This window comes from Vibrio sp. 10N.247.311.14 (assembly GCF_041467715.1).
Classification (GTDB): domain Bacteria; phylum Pseudomonadota; class Gammaproteobacteria; order Enterobacterales; family Vibrionaceae; genus Vibrio; species Vibrio crassostreae_C.
This window is the reverse complement of record NZ_JBFSVE010000029.1, coordinates 20,501-40,091: the sequence shown is the minus strand read 5'-3', so window position 1 is coordinate 40,091 and position 19,591 is coordinate 20,501. Positions and strand designations below refer to the sequence as shown.

At 44.1% G+C, this 19,591-nt stretch carries 15 protein-coding genes; 9 read left to right on the top strand and 6 right to left on the bottom strand.

Annotated elements, in window-relative coordinates:
• The first annotated feature begins 21 nt into the window (after window positions 1–21).
• Window positions 22–639, top strand: a complete 618-nt coding sequence (locus AB6F11_RS12340) for a prepilin-type N-terminal cleavage/methylation domain-containing protein (protein ID WP_102393254.1) — start codon at window positions 22–24, stop codon at window positions 637–639.
• A gap of 132 nt (window positions 640–771) precedes the next feature.
• Here AB6F11_RS12340 and glnS read toward each other — a convergent pair whose 3' ends face one another.
• Together glnS and nagE are read right to left on the bottom strand one after the other, a co-directional pair.
• Window positions 772–2,439, bottom strand: a complete 1,668-nt coding sequence (glnS, locus tag AB6F11_RS12335) for a glutamine--tRNA ligase (protein ID WP_017063407.1) — start codon at window positions 2,437–2,439, stop codon at window positions 772–774.
• A gap of 299 nt (window positions 2,440–2,738) precedes the next feature.
• A complete protein-coding gene (gene nagE, locus AB6F11_RS12330) occupies window positions 2,739–4,289 on the bottom strand; it encodes an N-acetylglucosamine-specific PTS transporter subunit IIBC (protein WP_032545860.1) in 1,551 nt (516 codons plus the stop codon).
• 475 nt (window positions 4,290–4,764) lie between these two features.
• On the opposite strand from nagE, the gene nagA reads away from it, so the two are divergent.
• The 4 genes from nagA to asnB all read left to right on the top strand — a co-directional run bounded on the left by nagA (window position 4,765) and on the right by asnB (window position 10,694).
• On the top strand, window positions 4,765–5,901 hold the full coding sequence (gene nagA, locus AB6F11_RS12325; RefSeq protein WP_017062193.1) for an N-acetylglucosamine-6-phosphate deacetylase: 1,137 nt from the start codon (window positions 4,765–4,767) through the stop codon (window positions 5,899–5,901).
• A gap of 2 nt (window positions 5,902–5,903) precedes the next feature.
• Window positions 5,904–7,118 (top strand): ROK family protein, encoded by a 1,215-nt coding sequence (locus tag AB6F11_RS12320; RefSeq protein WP_017062194.1) that lies wholly within the window; start codon window positions 5,904–5,906, stop codon window positions 7,116–7,118.
• Between the two features lie 83 nt (window positions 7,119–7,201).
• On the top strand, window positions 7,202–8,788 hold the full coding sequence (locus AB6F11_RS12315; RefSeq protein ID WP_102320163.1) for a cation:proton antiporter family protein: 1,587 nt from the start codon (window positions 7,202–7,204) through the stop codon (window positions 8,786–8,788).
• 235 nt (window positions 8,789–9,023) lie between these two features.
• Window positions 9,024–10,694, top strand: coding sequence for an asparagine synthase B (gene asnB, locus AB6F11_RS12310; RefSeq protein ID WP_102320162.1), 1,671 nt, complete (start codon window positions 9,024–9,026; stop codon window positions 10,692–10,694).
• Between the two features lie 78 nt (window positions 10,695–10,772).
• Here asnB and rfaH read toward each other — a convergent pair whose 3' ends face one another.
• Window positions 10,773–11,279 carry a transcription/translation regulatory transformer protein RfaH gene (gene rfaH, locus AB6F11_RS12305; protein ID WP_017068990.1) on the bottom strand — a complete coding sequence of 169 codons (507 nt, stop codon included), beginning with the start codon at window positions 11,277–11,279 and terminating at the stop codon, window positions 10,773–10,775.
• Between the two features lie 501 nt (window positions 11,280–11,780).
• Here rfaH and AB6F11_RS12300 point away from each other — a divergent pair.
• Entirely contained in the window at window positions 11,781–13,166 is a 1,386-nt protein-coding gene (locus tag AB6F11_RS12300) for a peptide MFS transporter (protein WP_102393253.1), read from the top strand.
• 90 nt (window positions 13,167–13,256) lie between these two features.
• Here AB6F11_RS12300 and hemH read toward each other — a convergent pair whose 3' ends face one another.
• The 3 genes from hemH to htpG form a co-directional block, all read right to left on the bottom strand.
• Complete coding sequence (gene hemH / locus AB6F11_RS12295) at window positions 13,257–14,219, bottom strand: ferrochelatase (protein ID WP_102393252.1); 963 nt, start codon at window positions 14,217–14,219, stop codon at window positions 13,257–13,259.
• Between the two features lie 277 nt (window positions 14,220–14,496).
• A complete protein-coding gene (gene adk, locus AB6F11_RS12290) occupies window positions 14,497–15,141 on the bottom strand; it encodes an adenylate kinase (protein WP_017062200.1) in 645 nt (214 codons plus the stop codon).
• Window positions 15,142–15,530: 389 nt separating this feature from the next.
• Window positions 15,531–17,435, bottom strand: a complete 1,905-nt coding sequence (gene htpG, locus AB6F11_RS12285; protein WP_017062201.1) for a molecular chaperone HtpG — start codon at window positions 17,433–17,435, stop codon at window positions 15,531–15,533.
• A gap of 271 nt (window positions 17,436–17,706) precedes the next feature.
• Between htpG and AB6F11_RS12280 the strand changes: the two genes are divergently transcribed.
• The 3 genes from AB6F11_RS12280 to AB6F11_RS12270 all read left to right on the top strand — a co-directional run bounded on the left by AB6F11_RS12280 (window position 17,707) and on the right by AB6F11_RS12270 (window position 19,591).
• Window positions 17,707–18,618: a transcriptional regulator gene (locus tag AB6F11_RS12280; RefSeq protein WP_102393251.1), complete on the top strand. Its 912-nt coding sequence runs from the start codon at window positions 17,707–17,709 to the stop codon at window positions 18,616–18,618.
• Window position 18,619: 1 nt separating this feature from the next.
• Window positions 18,620–19,135 carry a regulatory protein ToxS gene (locus AB6F11_RS12275; RefSeq protein ID WP_102393250.1) on the top strand — a complete coding sequence of 172 codons (516 nt, stop codon included), beginning with the start codon at window positions 18,620–18,622 and terminating at the stop codon, window positions 19,133–19,135.
• Window positions 19,136–19,270: 135 nt separating this feature from the next.
• Entirely contained in the window at window positions 19,271–19,591 is a 321-nt protein-coding gene (locus tag AB6F11_RS12270; RefSeq protein ID WP_017062204.1) for a SelT/SelW/SelH family protein, read from the top strand.

Sequence of the window (19,591 nt, the reverse complement as noted above, 5' to 3'; positions counted from 1 at the left end):
ATAGGGCATCATAAAGTATCCATGAAAAGAATCCCGCTAGTTAAGGCTTTTACTTTAATTGAGATGTTGGTTGTTGTGGTGATTATTGCAGTGCTTGCTATTGTTGCCCTTCCCCGTTTTCTTAACATTCAAACCGATGGCCATATCGCTCTGTTTGACGCTGCTCAATCTCAATTTCAAACTGCGATCACGTTTGCTCACAGTAAATGGCTGGTCAGCGGCGGCGGCAACGCTGAAATGAATGACATGCCAGGTTTTGGGGAAGACGGAGACGGCAATGCTCAATTGGACATAAATGACGTCGGCTACCCACTCGGCGTCGATAAAGGCAACCCTATGGGGCAGCCTTACAACATAGGTCAAGGTGACCAAGGGTGTGTGTCAATATGGAATGCCATTATGACAACCGACCTGACCGCTACTACAGACCCGAACCAGTCCAACAATTTTGATTTTATTACCCGCCGTCAAAACCATAGTTTTGTTGCCAAAGACGGTACTCCTCAAAACAAACTCGCGCTTTGCTACTTCATCTACACTGGAGTCGATTTCGACAGCGATCCTGGTAATGCAGGTTATGTTTTCTGGTACAACTCACGCACGGGTGAAGTAACCCAACAAGACCCTAATAATCCCTAAAACTCTGGCTCTAGTGCTTAAAACGCTAGTTGGTCACTAGAAACACCTTGGTAATCAAATTTAAGACACAAAAAAACCGGCTCTAAGCCGGTTTTTTATTGGGTCGTTTTTAACAAACTAAATACTCAAGCATTAAGCTTCAGTTTTACCCCATGTGTCACGTAGACCAACCGTGCGGTTGAAGACTAGTGCATCTGCTTTAGAGTCTTTCGAATCCACACAGAAGTAACCTGTACGTTCAAACTGGTACGCTTGCTCTGCCACACCTTCTGCTAAGCTAGGTTCAACAAAACCATTTAGCGTAACAAGAGATTCAGGGTTTAGCGTTGCAGCGAAGTCATCAGCAGCGGCTGGGTTTGGCACTGTGAATAGACGATCGTACAAACGAATCTCAGCAGGCAGTGCTTTATCAGCAGATACCCAGTGGATAACGCCTTTCACTTTGCGGCCATCTGCAGGATTCTTACCCAATGTTTCATTGTCGTAAGAACAGAAGATAGTCGTAATGTTGCCTTCTGCATCTTTTTCGATACGTTCAGCTTTGATCACGTAAGCACCACGCAGGCGAACTTCTTTACCTAGAACCAAACGCTTGTACTTTTTGTTTGCTTCTTCACGGAAGTCGTCACGTTCGATCCAAACTTCGCGTGTAAATGGAACTTCACGAGTACCCATTTCTGGCTTGTTCGGGTGGTTTGCAACCGTTAGCGTTTCTACTGTATCTGCTTCGTAGTTTTCGATAACGATCTTAACTGGATCCAGAACAGCCATTGCACGAGGTGCATTTTCGTTCAGATCATCACGGATGCAAGATTCAAGTGAACCGAACTCAATCATGTTCTCTTGCTTAGTTACACCAATACGCTTACAGAATTCACGAATCGAGCTTGAAGTAAAACCACGACGACGTAGGCCAGAAATAGTAGGCATGCGTGGGTCATCCCAACCTTGAACTAGGTTTTCAACCACAAGTTGGTTCAGCTTACGCTTAGACATCACTGTATATTCAAGATTCAGGCGGCTAAACTCGTACTGACGAGGTTGGCAGTCAATCGTGATGTTATCTAGAACCCAATCGTACAAACGACGGTTATCTTGGAATTCAAGCGTACAGATAGAGTGCGTAATACCTTCCAGCGCATCAGAGATACAGTGAGTAAAGTCGTACATTGGGTAAATGCACCACTTGTCAGCCGTTTGATGGTGGTGAGCAAAACGAACACGGTAGATAACAGGATCGCGCATAACCATGAACGAAGAGCTCATGTCGATCTTAGCACGTAGACACGCTTTACCTTCTTCAAAGCCACCGTCACGCATTTTTTCAAACAACGCTAGGTTCTCTTCAGGGCTGCGGTCACGGTATGGGCTCGCTTTACCAGGCTCTTTTAGCGTGCCACGGTACTCACGGATTTGATCAGGACTTAGCTCGTCAACATACGCTAAGCCTTTATTAATTAATTCCACAGCATAAGCGTAAAGCGTATCGAAGTAGTTTGATGAGTAACAAATATCACCAGACCATTCGAAGCCTAACCAGCTTACATCATTCTTAATTGACTCAACGTATTCAACGTCTTCTTTTTCAGGGTTTGTATCATCGAAACGAAGATTACATTGTCCCTGGTAGTCCTGAGCAATACCAAAGTTCAAGCAAATAGATTTAGCGTGACCAATGTGCAGGTAGCCATTTGGCTCCGGCGGGAAACGAGTATGCACGCTACTGTGTGTACCATCCGCTAAATCTTTATCAATAATTTGGCGAATGAAATTCGATGGACGAGCCTCAGCTTCACTCATCTATAGCACCTCTATGTATTTAGTATTGTCAGAGAAAGTTATCTTTCGTCCCCAAGAAAACGGTCGCTTATAGCGCCAGTCAAAGATAGAAAGATCATTGTTGCTAATCATCCACAATTCTTAGCCTTTGCACAATAAGAACCGTCCGTTAATTGCGATTATTTCTGCTATTCGATGAAGAATAGAACGAACCGTGTTCGCTGGTCTTAAACTGCAGGCACAAAAAAGCCTCCCATGTGGGAGGCTTTCAATTTGACACTTACTTAAGAGTAACTTTACGTCTTAACTAAGTACTTCCCTTACTGTGGAAGTTTTACATCAGATAGGTCTTCGCCTGCACCAATAGCTTTCATTTCGCCAGCTACGATTTCAGCTAGTGGGCCTAGGATAACCTGTAGGTTGTTTTCACCTAGTTTAACCACACCTTTAGCACCAAGTTTCTTAAGAACAACTTCATCTGCAACAGAGCGGTCTTTAAGAGTTAGACGTAGACGAGTGATACAAGCGTCGATTGAAGTTAGGTTGTCGTGACCACCTAGAGCTTTCAGGTATTGACGTGCAAGGTCGCCCTTTGGTGCTTCGCCAGCAGGAGCTGCAACAGCTTCGTCATCATCTTCACGACCTGGCGATTTCAAGTTGAAAGCGCGGATTGCGAAAGAGAAAGTGAAGAAGTATAGAGCACCGAAGCCAAGACCGATTAGTAGTAGTACGAATGGTTTAGTTGCTAGACCCCAGTTCAATACGAAGTCGATAAGACCAGCAGAGAAACCGAAACCGTGCAGAGTACCAAACATGTTAGCAACTACTAGAGACAAACCTGTAAATACAGCGTGCATTGCGTATAGAGCAGGAGCTAGGAATACGAACATGAATTCTAGCGGCTCTGTGATACCTGTTAGGAATGAACAGAATGCAACTGAGAATAGTGCGCCACCAACTTGGCTACGTTTTTCAGCAGGAGCAGCTAGGTACATTGCAAGTGCAGCACCTGGTAGACCGAACATCATTACTGGGAAGAAACCGTTCATGAATACGCCAGCGCCTTTATCGCCGCCGAAGAAACGGTGTAGGTCGCCAGATTTAACTGTTTCAGTTACTTCTTTAACAGTTGCAACAATTTCTGGGTTAACTGAGTTAGCAAATTCAAATGTGTACTCTTGACCAACAACTAAAGTTTTAGCTAGTGCTGGGTCAACACAAAGTTGAGAGAAGCCTTCTGCAGCAACTACGATCTCTTGACAAGAGCCCATACCGAACCAGAAGTACGAGTTCAGTACATGGTGTAGACCTACTGGGATAAGTGCACGGTTAAGAGTACCGTAAACAAATTGACCGATAGCGCCAGACGTTGAAACTGCGTGAGCAAGTGCATCTAGACCAGATTGAACAGCAGGCCATACAACACCAAAGATTGCGCCAGCAACTAGAGCAAATAGACCAGCCATAATAGGAACTAGACGTTTGCCAGAGAAGAATGCTAGCCACTCTGGAAGACGAGTCGCGTGGAATGCATTGTAAGAGTGACCTGCGATGATACCTGCAAAGATACCGCCGAAGAATGACATATTTACACTAGCATCGATGTTTGTTGCGGTTGCTGTCAGAACAAAGTAAGCAACTGCACCAGCAAGACCTGCTGCGCCGTTACCGTCTTTAGAAAGACCAATAGCTATACCCAAACCAAACAATAATGGTAGTTGACTGAAGATTGCGTTACCAGCAGATGCCATGAATGCGATATCGAGTAAGTCTGGTTGACCCAGACGTAGCAGCAATGCCGCAATCGGAAGCGTTGCGATTGGTAGCATTAACGCCTTACCAAGCTTCTGCGCATATCCTAGAATATTCACCAGTTGTTTCCCCCTATAGGATTTTTTAGAATTCGTTTGAGAAACTTATTTTAGTCGCTCAATTTAGTCCTATTCAGTGTATTCAATTAATTTTGCTCCGCAAATTAAAACCTTACCATTTGTGATCCTAATCACCAGTTTTTACCAAATCCAGAGGTTTTTGCTAGCGAGATCATAAAACTTATTTTATCATTCAAAAAAATGAACATTTATGGATAAAATCCAAATCTAATCATTAGGCAAAAAGATGGTAACTCCGGGCTTATAGAGCACCGTGAATAATCATTATTGATGGACCTAAATGTATAATAAAAATCAATTGTTCATATATTTTTCAACAACTTAAATCGCTTCTCATTTTGAAGCCGTTTGCCCATAAAAGATAAATCGTTACGTAAATGATGCTCGCAAACTAAGTCCGCATTTAGGTAACGAACGAATTTAAAAGATCTCACGAAATAAGGATTAGCTGACTATGTACGCGCTAAGTAACTGTAAAATTTACACTGGTAGTGATGTTCTAACCGATCATGCTGTTGTAATCGAAAACGAACTGATCAAAAAAGTCTGTCCTATCTCTGAATTGCCAGAAGGAATCGAGCTTCGCGACCTAGACGGAGCAAACCTAAGCCCAGGTTTCATTGACCTACAACTGAATGGTTGTGGCGGTGTAATGCTTAACGATGAGATCACTGCAGAAACCATGCAGATCATGCACAAAGCAAACCTGAAATCTGGCTGTACTAGCTTCCTACCAACGCTTATCACCTCTTCAGACGAAGATATGCGTGCGGTTATTACGGCAGCTCGTGAATACCATAACCAGTACCAAAACCAATCTTTAGGTCTGCACCTTGAAGGCCCTTACCTAAACGTTGCGAAAAAAGGCATCCATAGCGTCGATCACATTCGTAAATCTGACAACGAAATGATTGAGCTTATCTGTGAGAACCGTGACCTTGTTGCAAAAGTAACATTGGCTCCAGAGCTTAACGACCCTGAACACATCGAACGCCTGCACAAAGCTGGCGTTGTCGTTTCTATCGGCCACACCAACGCAACTTACGCAGAAGCGCGTCAAGGTTTCGAATCTGGTATCACGTTCGCCACTCACCTGTTCAATGCAATGACGCCGATGGTTGGTCGTGAGCCTGGCGTTGTTGGCGCGATTTACGATACTCCTGAGGTTTACGCTGGCATTATTGCCGACGGCTTCCACGTTGATTACGCAAACATCAGAATTGCGCATAAAATCAAGGGAGAAAAGTTGGTATTAGTGACGGATGCCACAGCTCCTGCAGGTGCTGACATGGAATACTTTATTTTTGTCGGTAAGAAAGTATATTACCGTGATGGTAAGTGTGTTGATGAAAACGGCACACTGGGCGGCTCAGCTCTGACTATGATTGAAGCAGTTCAGAATACAGTTGAGCACGCTGGTATCGCTTTAGACGAAGCTCTTCGCATGGCTACGCTATACCCAGCTACGGCTATCGGTGTAGAAAGCAAGCTAGGTCGAATCAAAAAAGGCATGGTTGCAAACCTAGCTGTATTTGACCGAGACTTTAACGTTAAAGCGACTGTTGTTAACGGACAATACGAGCACAATTAAGTATGAATGGCGGACAAATAGGTAACGTAGACTTAGTTAAACAACTAAACAGTGCGGCGGTATACCGACTTATAGACCAACAGGGGCCTATCAGTCGTATACAAGTGGCTGATGTAAGCCAACTCGCACCGGCAAGTGTTACAAAAATTACCCGCCAACTTTTAGAGCGCGGCCTAATTAAAGAGGTTGCGCAGCAAGCGTCTACTGGCGGTAGACGCGCTATCTCCCTAACCACAGAAGTAGAGCCTTTTCATTCTGTTGCTGTGCGTTTGGGTCGAGACTACATTCAAATAAGCCTGCATGACCTTGGTGGTCGTGAATTGGCTTTCCAACAGCAAGACCTGAATTATTCAGACCAATCAGACCTTACCCAAGGCTTGGTCAATAACCTCAAAGCTTTCATTGCTGAGCATCAACCAAAGATCGATCAACTGATTGCTATTGGTGTCACGCTTCCAGGCTTGGTTAACCCAACGACCGGTGTTGTTGAGTACATGCCGAATACCGACATCGATAACCTCGCATTAAGCGACATTATTCGCGATACATTCCATGTTGCTTGTTTTGTTGGTAACGATGTTCGTGGAATGGCGCTTGCTGAGCACTACTTCGGTGCAAGTAAAGATAGCCAAGATTCTATTTTGGTCAGTGTTCACCGTGGTACAGGTGCAGGTATTATCGTTAATGGTCAGGTTTTCCTAGGTCATAACCGTAATGTGGGTGAAATTGGTCATATCCAAATTGATCCGCTAGGCGAGCAATGCCAATGTGGTAACTTCGGCTGTCTTGAAACAGTAGCGGCAAACCCAGCTATCGTTGAACGCGTGCAGAAGCTGATTAAACAAGGCTATGAGTCTTCTTTAACAGAGCTTGAGCATATTACGATTCAAGACGTTTGTGACCACGCGATTAATGGTGATGAGCTAGCCAAGCAAAGCTTAGTTCGAGTAGGAAACCAGTTAGGTAAGGCTATCGCGATGACGATTAACTTATTTAACCCTCAAAAAGTTATCATTGCTGGTGATATTACCAAGGCACAAGAGATTGTTTTTCCTGCAATTAAGCGCAATGTAGAGAATCAGTCGTTAACGACTTTCCATAGCGGCCTGCCTATTGTAGCATCACAGATCGATAAACATCCTACGATGGGAGCTTTTGCTATGATTAAGCGCGCCATGCTTAACGGCGTGTTACTGCAGAAGCTTCTCGAAGACTAGAGAAAACAATTCTGATTTTCCGCGGGCCGTGTTTGTATAAACACGGCCCGTTTTTTTAAGCTAGGGAACTACAACAACAAGTTATGGAACTTATATTAATATCCACTGCGTTTATCGCAGGATTTATTGCTTTAAAGTGTCACCTTCCCCCATTAGTTGGTTTTTTGGTTGCAGGCTTTGGGCTTTTTGCCTTTGGCTTTGAAACCAATGACACCATCATTACTTTAGCTGACCTTGGTGTCACGCTGCTTCTATTTACTATCGGCTTAAAGCTCGATATCAAAACCCTATTCTCTAAAGAGATCTGGGCTGGCGCGACAATCCACAACCTTTTGTCCACTCTGTTTTTCGCCGTCGCCCTGTTTGGCTTTAAGTTCTTAGGTATTTCATCGCTAGCTGCCATGTCGGTAGAACAGATCGTTCTGCTCGGTTTTGCTCTTTCATTCTCTAGTACTGTATTTGCGGTTAAGACTCTGCAAGAGAAAGGCGAAATGAATGCGACCTACGGAACGTTAGCGATTGGTATCTTGGTCATGCAGGATATCTTCGCCGTAGTATTCTTAACGGCTTCTACGGGCAAAATACCTGAGTGGTATGCAATTGCTCTGTTTGCCCTACCCTTATTACGCCCACTGTTCTACAAAGTGCTCGATTGGGTTGGTCACGGTGAGATGCTGGTTCTTTCCGGCATCTTCTTCGCATTAGTCGTCGGTGCTGGTTTATTCCATTTGGTTGGTGTGAAACCAGATTTGGGGGCTCTTGTTCTAGGTATGTTACTTGCTGGTCACCCAAAAGCCTCAGAATTATCAAAGTCGCTGTTTAACCTTAAAGAACTTTTCCTTGTCTGTTTCTTCTTGAATATTGGTCTGTCAGAGCAACCAACCATTCAAGGCTTTATGCTCGCAATCTTGTTCTTGCTGATGCTGCCAGTGAAAGGTGTTCTCTACTTCTTGGTACTCAACCGCTTCAAGTTCCGTGTTCGAACGTCTCTACTTGCCTCGCTATCACTGTTTAACTATAGCGAGTTTGGCCTCATCGTTGGTGGTCTCGCCTTCAAGATGGGTTGGATGTCGGGTGATATCTTAGTTGCCGTTGCCATTGCAGTTTCACTGTCTTTTCTAATCGCTGCTCCTTTAAACCGAGCTGGTCATAAGCTTTATCAGCAGTCAGGTAAATGGCTAAAAGAGCATGCGTCAGAAAAGCTTCACCGACGTGATAAGCGAATTGACCCTGGTCGTGCCCAAGTGCTTATTCTAGGTATGGGCCGAATTGGTACCGGTGCTTATGACGAATTACGTACTCGCTATGGCAAGGTCAGCCTAGGTGTAGAAGTGCGTGAAGAAGCCGCGCACAACCACAGAAGCCAAGGCAGAAACGTGATTTCTGGCGACGCGACTGACCCAGATTTCTGGGAGCGAATTCTAGATACAGCAAACGTAAAGCTGGTGATTTTGGCAATGCCTCACCACCAAGGTAATCAAACCGCTTTAGAACAATTAAAGTCACGTAACTTTAAAGGCCAAATTGCGGCTATTGCTGAATATCCCGATCAACTCGAAACACTGAAAGAGAATGGCGTTGATGCGGCATTTAACATTTACAGCGAGGCTGGTAGTGGTTTTGCTCGCCACGTTTGCGAACAGTTAAATCCAAATATCAATAAAATCTAGTATTAGACAGTGTTCAACTAAACCTCTCAAAACTGCCAATTTTTCGCACTTTTGAGAGGTTTTTGTTTAAAAAACCAACCGCAATTAAACATCACACACCAAAAGCACATAAAAATTAGATAATTTCTAACAGAACACCCTTTATATTATTTTTTTGCTCACATCCGGTTGCTTTTTTTAGCCAGAATGGCAAATTGAATGCAGTTGATTTGGAAATTATTTAAGAGGAAGTTCTATGTGTTCAGTATTTGGCATTCTCGACATTAAAAGTGATGCCGCAACACTTCGCCCTATTGCTTTAGAAATGTCTAAGAAGCTTCGTCACCGTGGTCCAGACTGGTCTGGTATCTATGCTGGTGAAAAAGCAATCCTTGCTCATGAACGTCTTGCTATTGTTGGCTTGAACAGTGGTGCTCAACCACTATACAGTCAAGACAAAAAGCACATTCTTGCAGTAAACGGTGAAATTTATAACCACAAAGAACTTCGTGCACGCTATGAAGATAAGTACCAGTTCCAGACTGATTCTGACTGTGAAGTTATCCTAGCGCTATACCAAGAGATGGGTGCAGACCTTCTAGAAGAGCTTAACGGTATTTTCGCATTCGTTTTATACGACGAAGAGAAAGACGAGTACCTAGTGGGCCGCGACCATATTGGTATCATCCCGCTTTACCAAGGTTACGATGAGCACGGCAACTACTACGTGGCTTCAGAGATGAAAGCATTGGTTGAAGTATGTAAGACGATCAGTGAATTCCCTCCAGGTAGCTTCTACTCTTCGAAAGATGCTGAACCTCAACGCTACTACATCCGCGATTGGAACGAGTACGCTGCGGTACAAGGCAACAGCACAAGCAAAGAAGAACTGACTGAAGCGCTAGAAGCAGCCGTTAAACGTCAACTAATGACTGACGTTCCTTACGGTGTACTTCTATCTGGTGGCCTGGATTCATCAATTACTTCAGCAGTTGCAAAACGCTTTGCGGCAATGCGTATCGAAGATGATGAGCAATCTGAAGCTTGGTGGCCACAACTGCACTCGTTCGCTGTTGGTCTTGAAGGCGCACCAGACCTTATCGCTGCTCGTGAAGTTGCGGACAAGATCGGAACTGTGCACCATGAGATGACTTACACTATTCAGGAAGGCCTAGACGCAATCCGTGACGTTATCTACCATATCGAAACTTACGATGTAACGACGATTCGTGCATCAACGCCAATGTACTTGCTGGCTCGTAAGATCAAAGCGATGGGCATCAAGATGGTACTTTCAGGTGAAGGTGCTGATGAAATCTTTGGTGGTTACCTGTACTTCCATAAAGCGCCAAACGCGAAAGAGTTCCACGAAGAGACAGTACGTAAACTGCTTGCTCTAAGCATGTTCGACTGTGCTCGTGCAAACAAATCGCTAGCGGCATGGGGTGTTGAAGGCCGTGTACCATTCTTGGATAAAGAGTTCATCGATGTCGCAATGCGTCTGAACCCTGAAGATAAGATGTGCGGTAACGGTAAGATGGAGAAACACATCCTGCGTGAGTGTTTTGAAGACTACCTACCAGATTCAATCGCATGGCGTCAAAAAGAGCAGTTCTCTGATGGTGTTGGCTACGATTGGATTGATACATTGAAAGCAACGGCTGAAGCAAAAGTAACGGATCAACAAATGGAAGCTGCTAAGTTCCGTTTCCCTTACAACACGCCAACAACCAAAGAAGGTTATGCTTACCGTGAAATCTTTGAGGAGCTATTCCCTCTAGAATCTGCGGCAGAGTGTGTACCTGGTGGTCCTTCAGTTGCTTGTTCATCAGCGAAAGCGATTGAGTGGGATGAGTCATTCAAAAACTGTGTCGACCCATCAGGCCGTGCAGTACAAGCCGTTCACAACGATGCTTACAACGCTTAGAGCGTTTTGAACAAACCCTAAAGACTAAAAAAGGCGCATTATGCGCCTTTTGTTTTAAGCCTATTTTTATTACTGCAGTTATGCGCGAGCTTGTAGTGCTTCGTTCTCAATACTGATTGGAACGACTTGGCTGATCATTTTCACCAGCATAATCGATCGAGCCTCACCGTCTTTCTGATCGAAAATAGCTTCAACCCCAGCAAATTGGCCACTCTGAATCTTAACTACCTGTCCAGATTCAAACTCAACACAACAATCTTCCACTTCGTTACTGCAGCACTTCTCAAACTCTTTAAGTTCAAACACCAAGTCTCCTTGGACCTCGTGCGGCAGTGAACCGAACTTAATAAAGTCCACAACGCCACGTGTTGAACGAACGGTCGTGAAGCTAGGACCTTGCTCATAGTCGAAGCGAACAAAGATGTAAGACGGAAACAGCGGTTCTTTGACCTGCTTTTCTTTCCCTCTCACCACCTTTTCGACTTCTATTTGAGGGTAAAAGCACTCTACCCCCTGATTCTCTAAGTGCTGCTGAGCGCGTTTTTGATCACCACGCTTACAGTAAAGCAAATACCAACGTTTCATTTGACTAGCCATTTTATATTTTTAGATATTTTACCACATGCCTAAAACGGTTAAATCACCATTAATAAAATGAATCGTTGCTAACGAAAAATAATGCGTAGCAGACCAATTTATCAACAAAAAGTTATAGGTGTCGGAGTGGTTAAGCATTGTACAGAGATCATTTAGAGATCAAAAGACTCATTGTTGTAAGCATATGTATGCCCCACCTAATGCGCATGCCACTCCCTTCAAACTCAAAATGATACACCAGAGCAATATATCTAAAGATTTTAATTCAACACAACTTTAATGAAGGTTATTAACCAACCAACTCAAATCTGGAAAATTAGTTTGCAGCACATCTAAAATGGGCAACATTAAAAATAAAGATATTTAATATCAACATCTTAGTTAAACCAAGTTGTCGTGACCATAAAATAAGTCTATTGCAGACTTTTATCCCACTGTGTATACATGAATGACTATAAAATCTTTTAATACCTCAAATTAGTAAAACTTATGCCAAGCAACCACAACATCTTTGGCCACCCTAGAGGCCTATTTCTACTTTTTAGCACAGAGCTATGGGAACGTTTCTCTTACTATGCGATGCGTGCCATCCTTGTCTTATTTTTGACTGACACTACCCTCAACGGTGGACTGGGTTGGTCAACGAAAGACGCACTCGATCTCTACGGTATTTACACCGGCTTAGTCTACATCACACCATTAATTGGTGGCTGGATTGCCGATAACTACCTAGGTCAGCGTAAATCAATTATGATTGGCGGTGTATTGATGGCACTTGGCCAATTTACAATGGCTCTACCTAACGGCTTCATCGGTTTAGACCAAGTGAACGCGCTGTACCTTGGTTTAGCACTGCTAATCAGTGGTAACGGTATGTTTAAGCCGAACATCTCAACCATGGTTGGCGATCTGTACCAAGAAGGCGATAACCGCCGTGACGGTGCTTTCACCATTTTCTACATGGGCATCAACTTAGGTGCGCTGCTTGGTGGCTTAATTTCAGGTGCTGCTGTCGATTCATTCGGTTGGAAAGCAGGTTTCCTAGCCGCTGGTATTGGTATGGTTATTAGCTTGATCATGCAAGTGACAATGGCTCAGTCTTGGTTGGGCAACATCGGTTCTGTACCTGCTGCTGCAAGAGCGAAAGCACTAAACAAATCTAAAGAAAAAGCGCCACTGACCAAAGAAGAGTTCGACAGACTAAAAGTGATTCTTATCATGGGTCTGTTCGTGATTGTTTTCTGGGCGGGCTTTGAACAAGCTGGCGGCCTAATGAACATCTACACTCAACAATATACTGACCGTATGATTGGTGGCTTTGAAGTTCCTGCTGCGTGGTTCCAATCTTTGAACCCATTCTTCATCATTACACTTGCTCCAATCATTGCTGCGTTCTGGGTGAAACTGGGTAAGCGTGAACCCAACTCTCCTGTTAAGTTTGCAATGGCATTGTTCTTCTTAGCACTGGGCTTTGTGTGCATGATGGGCGCGGTAATGGAGCAAGGCGGTGACCTAACCGTGAAAACATCAATGCTATGGCTAGTCGGTGCTTTCTTCTTCCATACCCTTGGTGAGCTTTGTCTATCGCCTATTGGCCTGTCGTTGGTCACTAAGTTAGCTCCGCTTCGCCTAGCATCATTGATGATGGGTGCATGGTTTGGCTTCAATGCGGTGGCAAACTACGTGGCAGGCCTGGTCGGTTCTCACGTTGGTGAGCTTGGTGCTATGTCAATCTTCAGTGGTATTGCTATCACAGCAACGGTGAGTGCCATATTACTGCTGCTTTGTGCTGGTAAGCTTGTATCATGGATGCATGGTGTAGAAACCAACATGACGCTTGAAGCAGAACCAAAAGCAGAAACTTCGGTCGCTTAATAGCTAGATCGATTTCAAGAAGAAACATCAAGATCAAAAAGGGCTGCTCAATGAGCAGCCCTTTTGTTATCTATTCAATCGCCATATCAGTTAGCGATGAAGCGCCACTAGTTCAGCCATCATGTCGATGTGTGAGTCTCTGTCGTTCAGACACATAATGTAGCTAAAGTCCGAACCACCAGCGTCAATGAACGTCTCTTTACACTGGTCTGAAATCTCTTCCAACGTTTCCAAACAGTCAACCGAAAAGGCAGGTGCCATGATGTCGATCTTCTTGATGCCTTTACTCGGCAGTGACTCAAGTGTCTCGTCAGTGTATGGCTTCAACCACTCCTCTCGACCAAATCGCGATTGGTAGGTCATGGTGATGTCTTCTTCAGATAAACCTAGCTCAGCAGCAAGCAGCTTTGTCGTTGCTTCACAATGCTGTGGGTAGATATCGCCTTCATCAGCTAAGCGCTTCGGAATACCGTGGAACGAACAAACCAAGTGATCGGCTCTGCCATTTTGTTCCCAATGGCTACGAACGCTTTCAGCCAATGCTTTTGCATAGCTTGGGTGCGCGTAGTAGTCGCGAATAAAGCGATAGCTCGGGATAACTGGCATCTGCTTAAAGGCTTTGGTCAAACCATCAGAAACCGCTGCTGTGGTTGTGCCAGAGTACTGCGGATACAGAGGCAGTACGATGATGTCCTCAACGCCCTGCTCCATCAGTTGCTCAACACCAGTCTTTAGGCTTGGGTTGCCATAGGTCATACCCAGTGCAACAGGCATCTCTAGTTTTTTCTGGAGCTTTTCAGCTTGTCTTTGAGAGTACACAAGCAGTGGTGAGCCCTCATCCATCCAGACAGACTGATACAGCTTAGCAACTTTAGGCGAGCGAATCGGTAAAATCACGCCATGTAATATAGGACACCAAAGCCAACGCGTTAGGTTTACAACTCGCTTGTCGTGTAAGAATTCACTCAAAAATCGACGAACGCCAGCGGGGGTCGCCGCATCTGGCGTTCCTAAGTTCACCAGTAAAACGCCCTGCTTTTTATTATTTTCCATAGATACCTGAGACCAATATGTGATTTTCTGGAAAGTAATATACTAATCTGCATAAGTTTAAGATCATTGCGCCTCAATGAAAGTCTGAATAATCATTTTTCATATGAGATACACAACATCCACTCTCAATTGCTAGCCACTGCCGTCGGGTCTGAACCGTTCTGAATCATGTGCAATCAAGTTATATAGATTGGTATCGTACTAAAAATTGAAACAAAAAAAGCGACCCTTAAGGTCGCTTCCAATATATCAAATTCTAAAACTGGCTGTTAGCCAATTATGCTAGTGCTTTCTCAAGTTCTGCACTAACTTCAGCAACTTGCTTAGTACCGTCAAACTTAAGGTACTGAGTGTTACCTGCTTCAGCTTCTTTACCGTAGTAAGAGATTAGCGGAGCTGTTTGATCGTGGTATACACCTAGACGTGCACGAACTGTTTCTTCTTTGTCGTCATCACGTACCACTAGGTCTTCACCCGTTACGTCATCTTTACCTTCTTCTTTAGGCGGATTGTACACAGTGTGGTATGTACGACCAGAAGGAAGGTGAGCACGACGACCAGCCATACGCTCAACAATCACATCGTCAGCTACGTCAAATTCAACAACGTAATCAACAGCGATGCCCATTTCTTTTAGGCCATCAGCTTGTGGGATTGTGCGTGGGAAACCGTCTAGTAGGAAACCTTTCTCACAGTCATCTTGAGCGATACGCTCTTTGATAAGACCAAGGATAATTTCATCAGAAACTAGCTGACCAGCGTCGATTACTGATTTTGCTTGCTTACCAAGCTCAGTACCCGCTTTGATAGCAGCACGTAGCATGTCACCAGTTGAAATTTGAGGGATACCAAATTTGTTCATGATGAAGTTAGCTTGAGTACCTTTACCCGCGCCAGGAGCACCTAGAAGAATGATGCGCATGTTTAATCCTCTTATAAAATTATGATTTATACCGAAGCTCACTATCCCTCCATTCTTGCTCATTTTTAGGATGAACAGAAAGCGTTAAGTAACCATTGAGGCTAAGCAAAACTGTGAACAGAAGCAAAACGGTAAGTTTCGGTATAACGTTTAAAAATCATACAACTGGAGATAGTTGCTTCTTAGCCCCAGCTGATTAGGTCGAGCATTCTATCACATTAATATTCAATTTGGCTGAATTTACGACTAAAGAATGCATCGACAACATTTGTTGTGACGATAACGGTGACGTTGACCACGTTAGGTCAATTTTCAACGACGTTCATAAAAAAAAGCCCGCATTTGCGAGCTTTTTATTGTAATTGTTGGCTTAACCTAAAGTCGAAAGACTAACGCTTTGTTAGTAGCTCGTTGATTGCACCCAAGAATTGTGACGGATCTTCCATTGAGCCCTTTTCAGCCAGCATCGCTTGACCAAGTAGCAACTCAACCCAACGACCAAACGCTTGCTCGTCTGCTTCGTCAGCCATCTGTTTAACCAGTGCGTGCTCAGGGTTAATCTCGAAGATGTACTTCACTTCCGGTGCCGCTTGACCCGCAGCTTCAAGAAGCTTCGCCATTTGCGTGCCCATTTCGAAGTCGTCAGTCACAACAACCGCAGGTGTCGTTGCTAGCTTGAAGGTCGTACGAACTTCTTTAACACGACCACCTAGGTAAGATTGAGTACGCTCAACAACAGATTTGAACTCTTCTTCTGTCTCTTTTTGCTTCTCTTTCTCTTCTTCACCTTCAAACTTGCTTAGGTCTAAGCCTGCTTTAGTGATCGATTGGAACTGTTTACCGTCGAAGTCAGTCAGGTAGTTCATTACGTACTCATCAATACGATCGTACATTAGAACCACTTCAATACCTTTAGCTTTGAACTGCTCCAAGTGTGGGCTGTTCTTAGCGGCAGCGTAGCTATCTGCTGTCAGGTAGTAAATCTTATCTTGGCCTTCTTTCATGCGCTCAACGTAAGATTCTAGGCTGATGGTTTGTTCAGCAGAATCCACTTCCGTTGACGAGAAACGAAGTAGACCAGCGATCTTCTCTTTGTTCGCCATATCTTCAGCCGGGCCTTCTTTCAATACTAGGCCGAACTCTTTCCAAAACTCTAGGTACTTATCATTGTCATTCTTCGCCATGCGCTCAAGCATAGTCAGTACACGCTTGGTACATGCGCCACGAAGAGACTGAGTTACCTTGTTGTCTTGCAGGATTTCACGAGACACGTTCAATGGCAGATCGTTTGAGTCAATCAAGCCACGAACGAAACGCATGTAAGATGGCATGAACTGCTCTGCGTCATCCATGATGAATACACGCTGCACGTAAAGTTTCAAGCCACTCTTGTGGTCACGGTTCATCATGTCCCAAGGTGCTTTCGCTGGGATGTAAAGCAGGCTTGTGTAATCGTTCTTACCTTCAACCTTGTTGTGGCTCCAGGTTAGTGGATCAGCAAAGTCGTGAGATACGTGCTTGTAAAACTCTTGGTACTCTTCTTTCTCGATATCAGATTTGTTGCGAGTCCAAAGCGCTTGCGCCTTATTGATCTGTTCCCAATGTTTCTCTTCGGTGTCTTTACCTTCGTCATCTTTCACTGCTGTGAAGATAGAAACAGGAATACCGATGTGGTCAGAATATTTACCAATCACTTCACGCAGACGCCACTCATTTAAGAACTCTTTACCGTCTTCACGCATGTGCAGAACGATGTCAGTACCACGAGACTCTTTAGTGATGTCTTCGATTGTGTAATCGCCTTCACCTGCAGAGTGCCACTGAACAGCTTCATTGTTCGGCAGGCCAGCTGCACGTGTGCGAACCGTTACCGCGTCTGCGACGATGAATGCAGAATAGAAACCCACACCAAATTGACCAATCAGTTGAGAGTCTTTGCTTTGGTCTTCAGACAGCTTTGAGAAAAAGTCTGCAGTGCCTGACTTAGCAATCGTACCTAAATGCTCAATAACGTTGTCGCGGCTCATACCGATACCGTTATCAGAAATGGTTAACGTGTTTGCTTCCGCGTTGAAAGAAAGTTTTACACCTAGATCTGCATCACCTTGGTAAAGGTCACCGTTCGATAGAGCTTGAAAACGAAGCTTATCAGCCGCGTCAGATGCGTTAGAGATCAGCTCACGTAGAAAGATTTCTTTATTTGAATACAGTGAGTGAATCATTAGATGAAGTAGTTGTTTTACTTCAGATTGAAAGCCACGAGTCTCTTTATTTTGCGTTGCCGTTTCGCTCATTTTTACTCCAAAACATCTATACTTTATGTTGAATAATCATAGGGGCGTAACACTTGATGCCACTCTTCTGTTCATTAACATGAGGATGACAAATGTAAATTCAAGGTCAAAAATCATAAAAACACTGTTTTTTTTATCTGTTTTTATTATCCTTGAGCCGGATAAATATAAAAGAACATAAAATAAGCCATGATTTGGTGAAGAATTAACGGAACTTCACCTGAGATTTGTCTATTTCTCCCCCCAAAACAATCCAAAATAGAAGAATTCAATGAGTAATATCGGCACAAAGTTTATTCTCGCACAACGGTTCGTATTCGACCCAAACAGCAATTCACTTGTCGATCAAATGAGCGACGGTGAAGTCGTACGTCTTGGTAGCAATGAAAGCCGCATTCTCTTGATGCTGTCAGAAAGGCCTAATGAAGTTATCACTCGTAATGAATTGCATGAGTATGTTTGGCGAGACCAAGGCTTTGAGGTGGATGACTCAAGCTTAACGCAAGCCGTATCGACTCTGAGAAAGATGCTCAAAGACTCAACCAAATCTCCTGAATTCGTAAAAACAGTACCTAAGCGCGGCTACCAATTTATTGCGACCGTTGAACGTTCTGCGCCACTGTCATCAAATGACCTGCCAGTAGCCGCTGAAATTGCAGAAAATGACGTTGAACCTATCCTAACGTTTGCAACGCCTGCAGCGACTGAACAAGCAATCACTGACACATTTGAACCTGAGCCAATTACAAAAGTTCAACAAACTAAGGTGGCAGTAGAACCAGCAACCGCTCCTGTTGTAGCTCCGGCTAAAAGCACCAATAAATGGTTAACATTTTGGTTACTGCTTGCCGCTTTCATCATGCCGATTCTCGTTTTAACGTTTACTACCTCGGTGGAGTCCGAGTTCACGGTTTTGACTGAAGTGGATGGTGTAAAGGTTCAATCACCGGTTAACCACCCAGACCTCAGCAGTTGGCTGCCAGCAATAGAAAAGTGTGTATTAAGTTACAACACGAGTCACACTGGTGTGCTAAAGCCGACAGAAGTGATCGCGACAGGTGGACAAACCAATAACCTTGCCCTCAACTACATTCACCCGCAAGATTACTCGAGCGAAAATGTAACCCTAAGAATTTACGCAAATCAGTCGGATGTAAACGACATTTGTAACGGTGGTAAGTAACATGAAATTAAAAGTATCGATTATCTTACTGGTTCTATCGGCATTTTTGAGTGGTTGGCTATATTGGAGCAGCAATGCAAAAGTAGAGCGCTTGCTCACTCAGCATGAATGGCAGTCGAGAATGGTGACGCTGATTAGCGATAACAAGCAAGCTGACTCAATAGGCCCACTTCGTAGAGTTGAACTATCATCGAATGCGAAATACCTACCAAATGGTACATATTTAAGAATGTCAGTGGTTAGACTTTACGGTAATCAAACTGAGCCTGCGAATGTCATCAACATCTCTGAAACGGGTCAGTGGGATATTAACGATAACTACTTACTGATTTCGCCAACGGAGTTTAAAGATGTGACCTCGGCTCAGCGCCAAGACTTTTCAGAAGAACAGCTAGAGCTGATCACTCAAGTCATTAAGATGGACGCAGAGCAAAGCCGCCGCATAGATATTGTTAACCCGAAGGCACTGCTACTGACTAGCTTAAATCATGGTTCTACCGTATTGTTTTCAAACTAAGATTGGATCGCTATTTACTGTTTATGAATAGCTGAATACCATGAAACGGTAAACCAATAGAAAAAAGGGGCATGAAGCCCCTTTTTTGTTAGCCGTTGGTATCAAATTACGGATGTAGCATTTTAAGGATTAACCATGAAAACGGAACAACCTAATCTGGCGCCAGCGAAAGAGACAGCAACAAAAGCCACAATCGCGATACACTATTGCCGTCAATGCAATTGGATGCTTCGCTCTAGTTGGTTATGCCAAGAGCTACTGCATACCTTCAGCGAAGAAATTGAACAAGTGAGCTTACACCCAGACACAGGAGGCAGGTTCGAAATCTTTTGTAATGGTGTGCAGATTTGGGAAAGAAAAGCAGATGACGGTTTTCCAGAGGCGAAAGTTCTGAAGCAAAGAGTACGAAACATCATTGCTCCAGACAGAGATCTCGGCCACGTGGACTCAAAATAA

Coding starts and splice junctions, on each gene's coding strand:
- AB6F11_RS12340 (WP_102393254.1), top strand. CDS start 22: ATGAAAAGAATCCCGCTAGTTAAGGCTTTTACTTTAATTGAGATGTTG.
- glnS (WP_017063407.1), bottom strand. CDS start 2,439: ATGAGTGAAGCTGAGGCTCGTCCATCGAATTTCATTCGCCAAATTATT.
- nagA (WP_017062193.1), top strand. CDS start 4,765: ATGTACGCGCTAAGTAACTGTAAAATTTACACTGGTAGTGATGTTCTA.
- AB6F11_RS12320 (WP_017062194.1), top strand. CDS start 5,904: ATGAATGGCGGACAAATAGGTAACGTAGACTTAGTTAAACAACTAAAC.
- AB6F11_RS12315 (WP_102320163.1), top strand. CDS start 7,202: ATGGAACTTATATTAATATCCACTGCGTTTATCGCAGGATTTATTGCT.
- asnB (WP_102320162.1), top strand. CDS start 9,024: ATGTGTTCAGTATTTGGCATTCTCGACATTAAAAGTGATGCCGCAACA.
- rfaH (WP_017068990.1), bottom strand. CDS start 11,279: ATGAAACGTTGGTATTTGCTTTACTGTAAGCGTGGTGATCAAAAACGC.
- AB6F11_RS12300 (WP_102393253.1), top strand. CDS start 11,781: ATGCCAAGCAACCACAACATCTTTGGCCACCCTAGAGGCCTATTTCTA.
- hemH (WP_102393252.1), bottom strand. CDS start 14,219: ATGGAAAATAATAAAAAGCAGGGCGTTTTACTGGTGAACTTAGGAACG.
- adk (WP_017062200.1), bottom strand. CDS start 15,141: ATGCGCATCATTCTTCTAGGTGCTCCTGGCGCGGGTAAAGGTACTCAA.
- htpG (WP_017062201.1), bottom strand. CDS start 17,435: ATGAGCGAAACGGCAACGCAAAATAAAGAGACTCGTGGCTTTCAATCT.
- AB6F11_RS12280 (WP_102393251.1), top strand. CDS start 17,707: ATGAGTAATATCGGCACAAAGTTTATTCTCGCACAACGGTTCGTATTC.
- AB6F11_RS12275 (WP_102393250.1), top strand. CDS start 18,620: ATGAAATTAAAAGTATCGATTATCTTACTGGTTCTATCGGCATTTTTG.
- AB6F11_RS12270 (WP_017062204.1), top strand. CDS start 19,271: ATGAAAACGGAACAACCTAATCTGGCGCCAGCGAAAGAGACAGCAACA.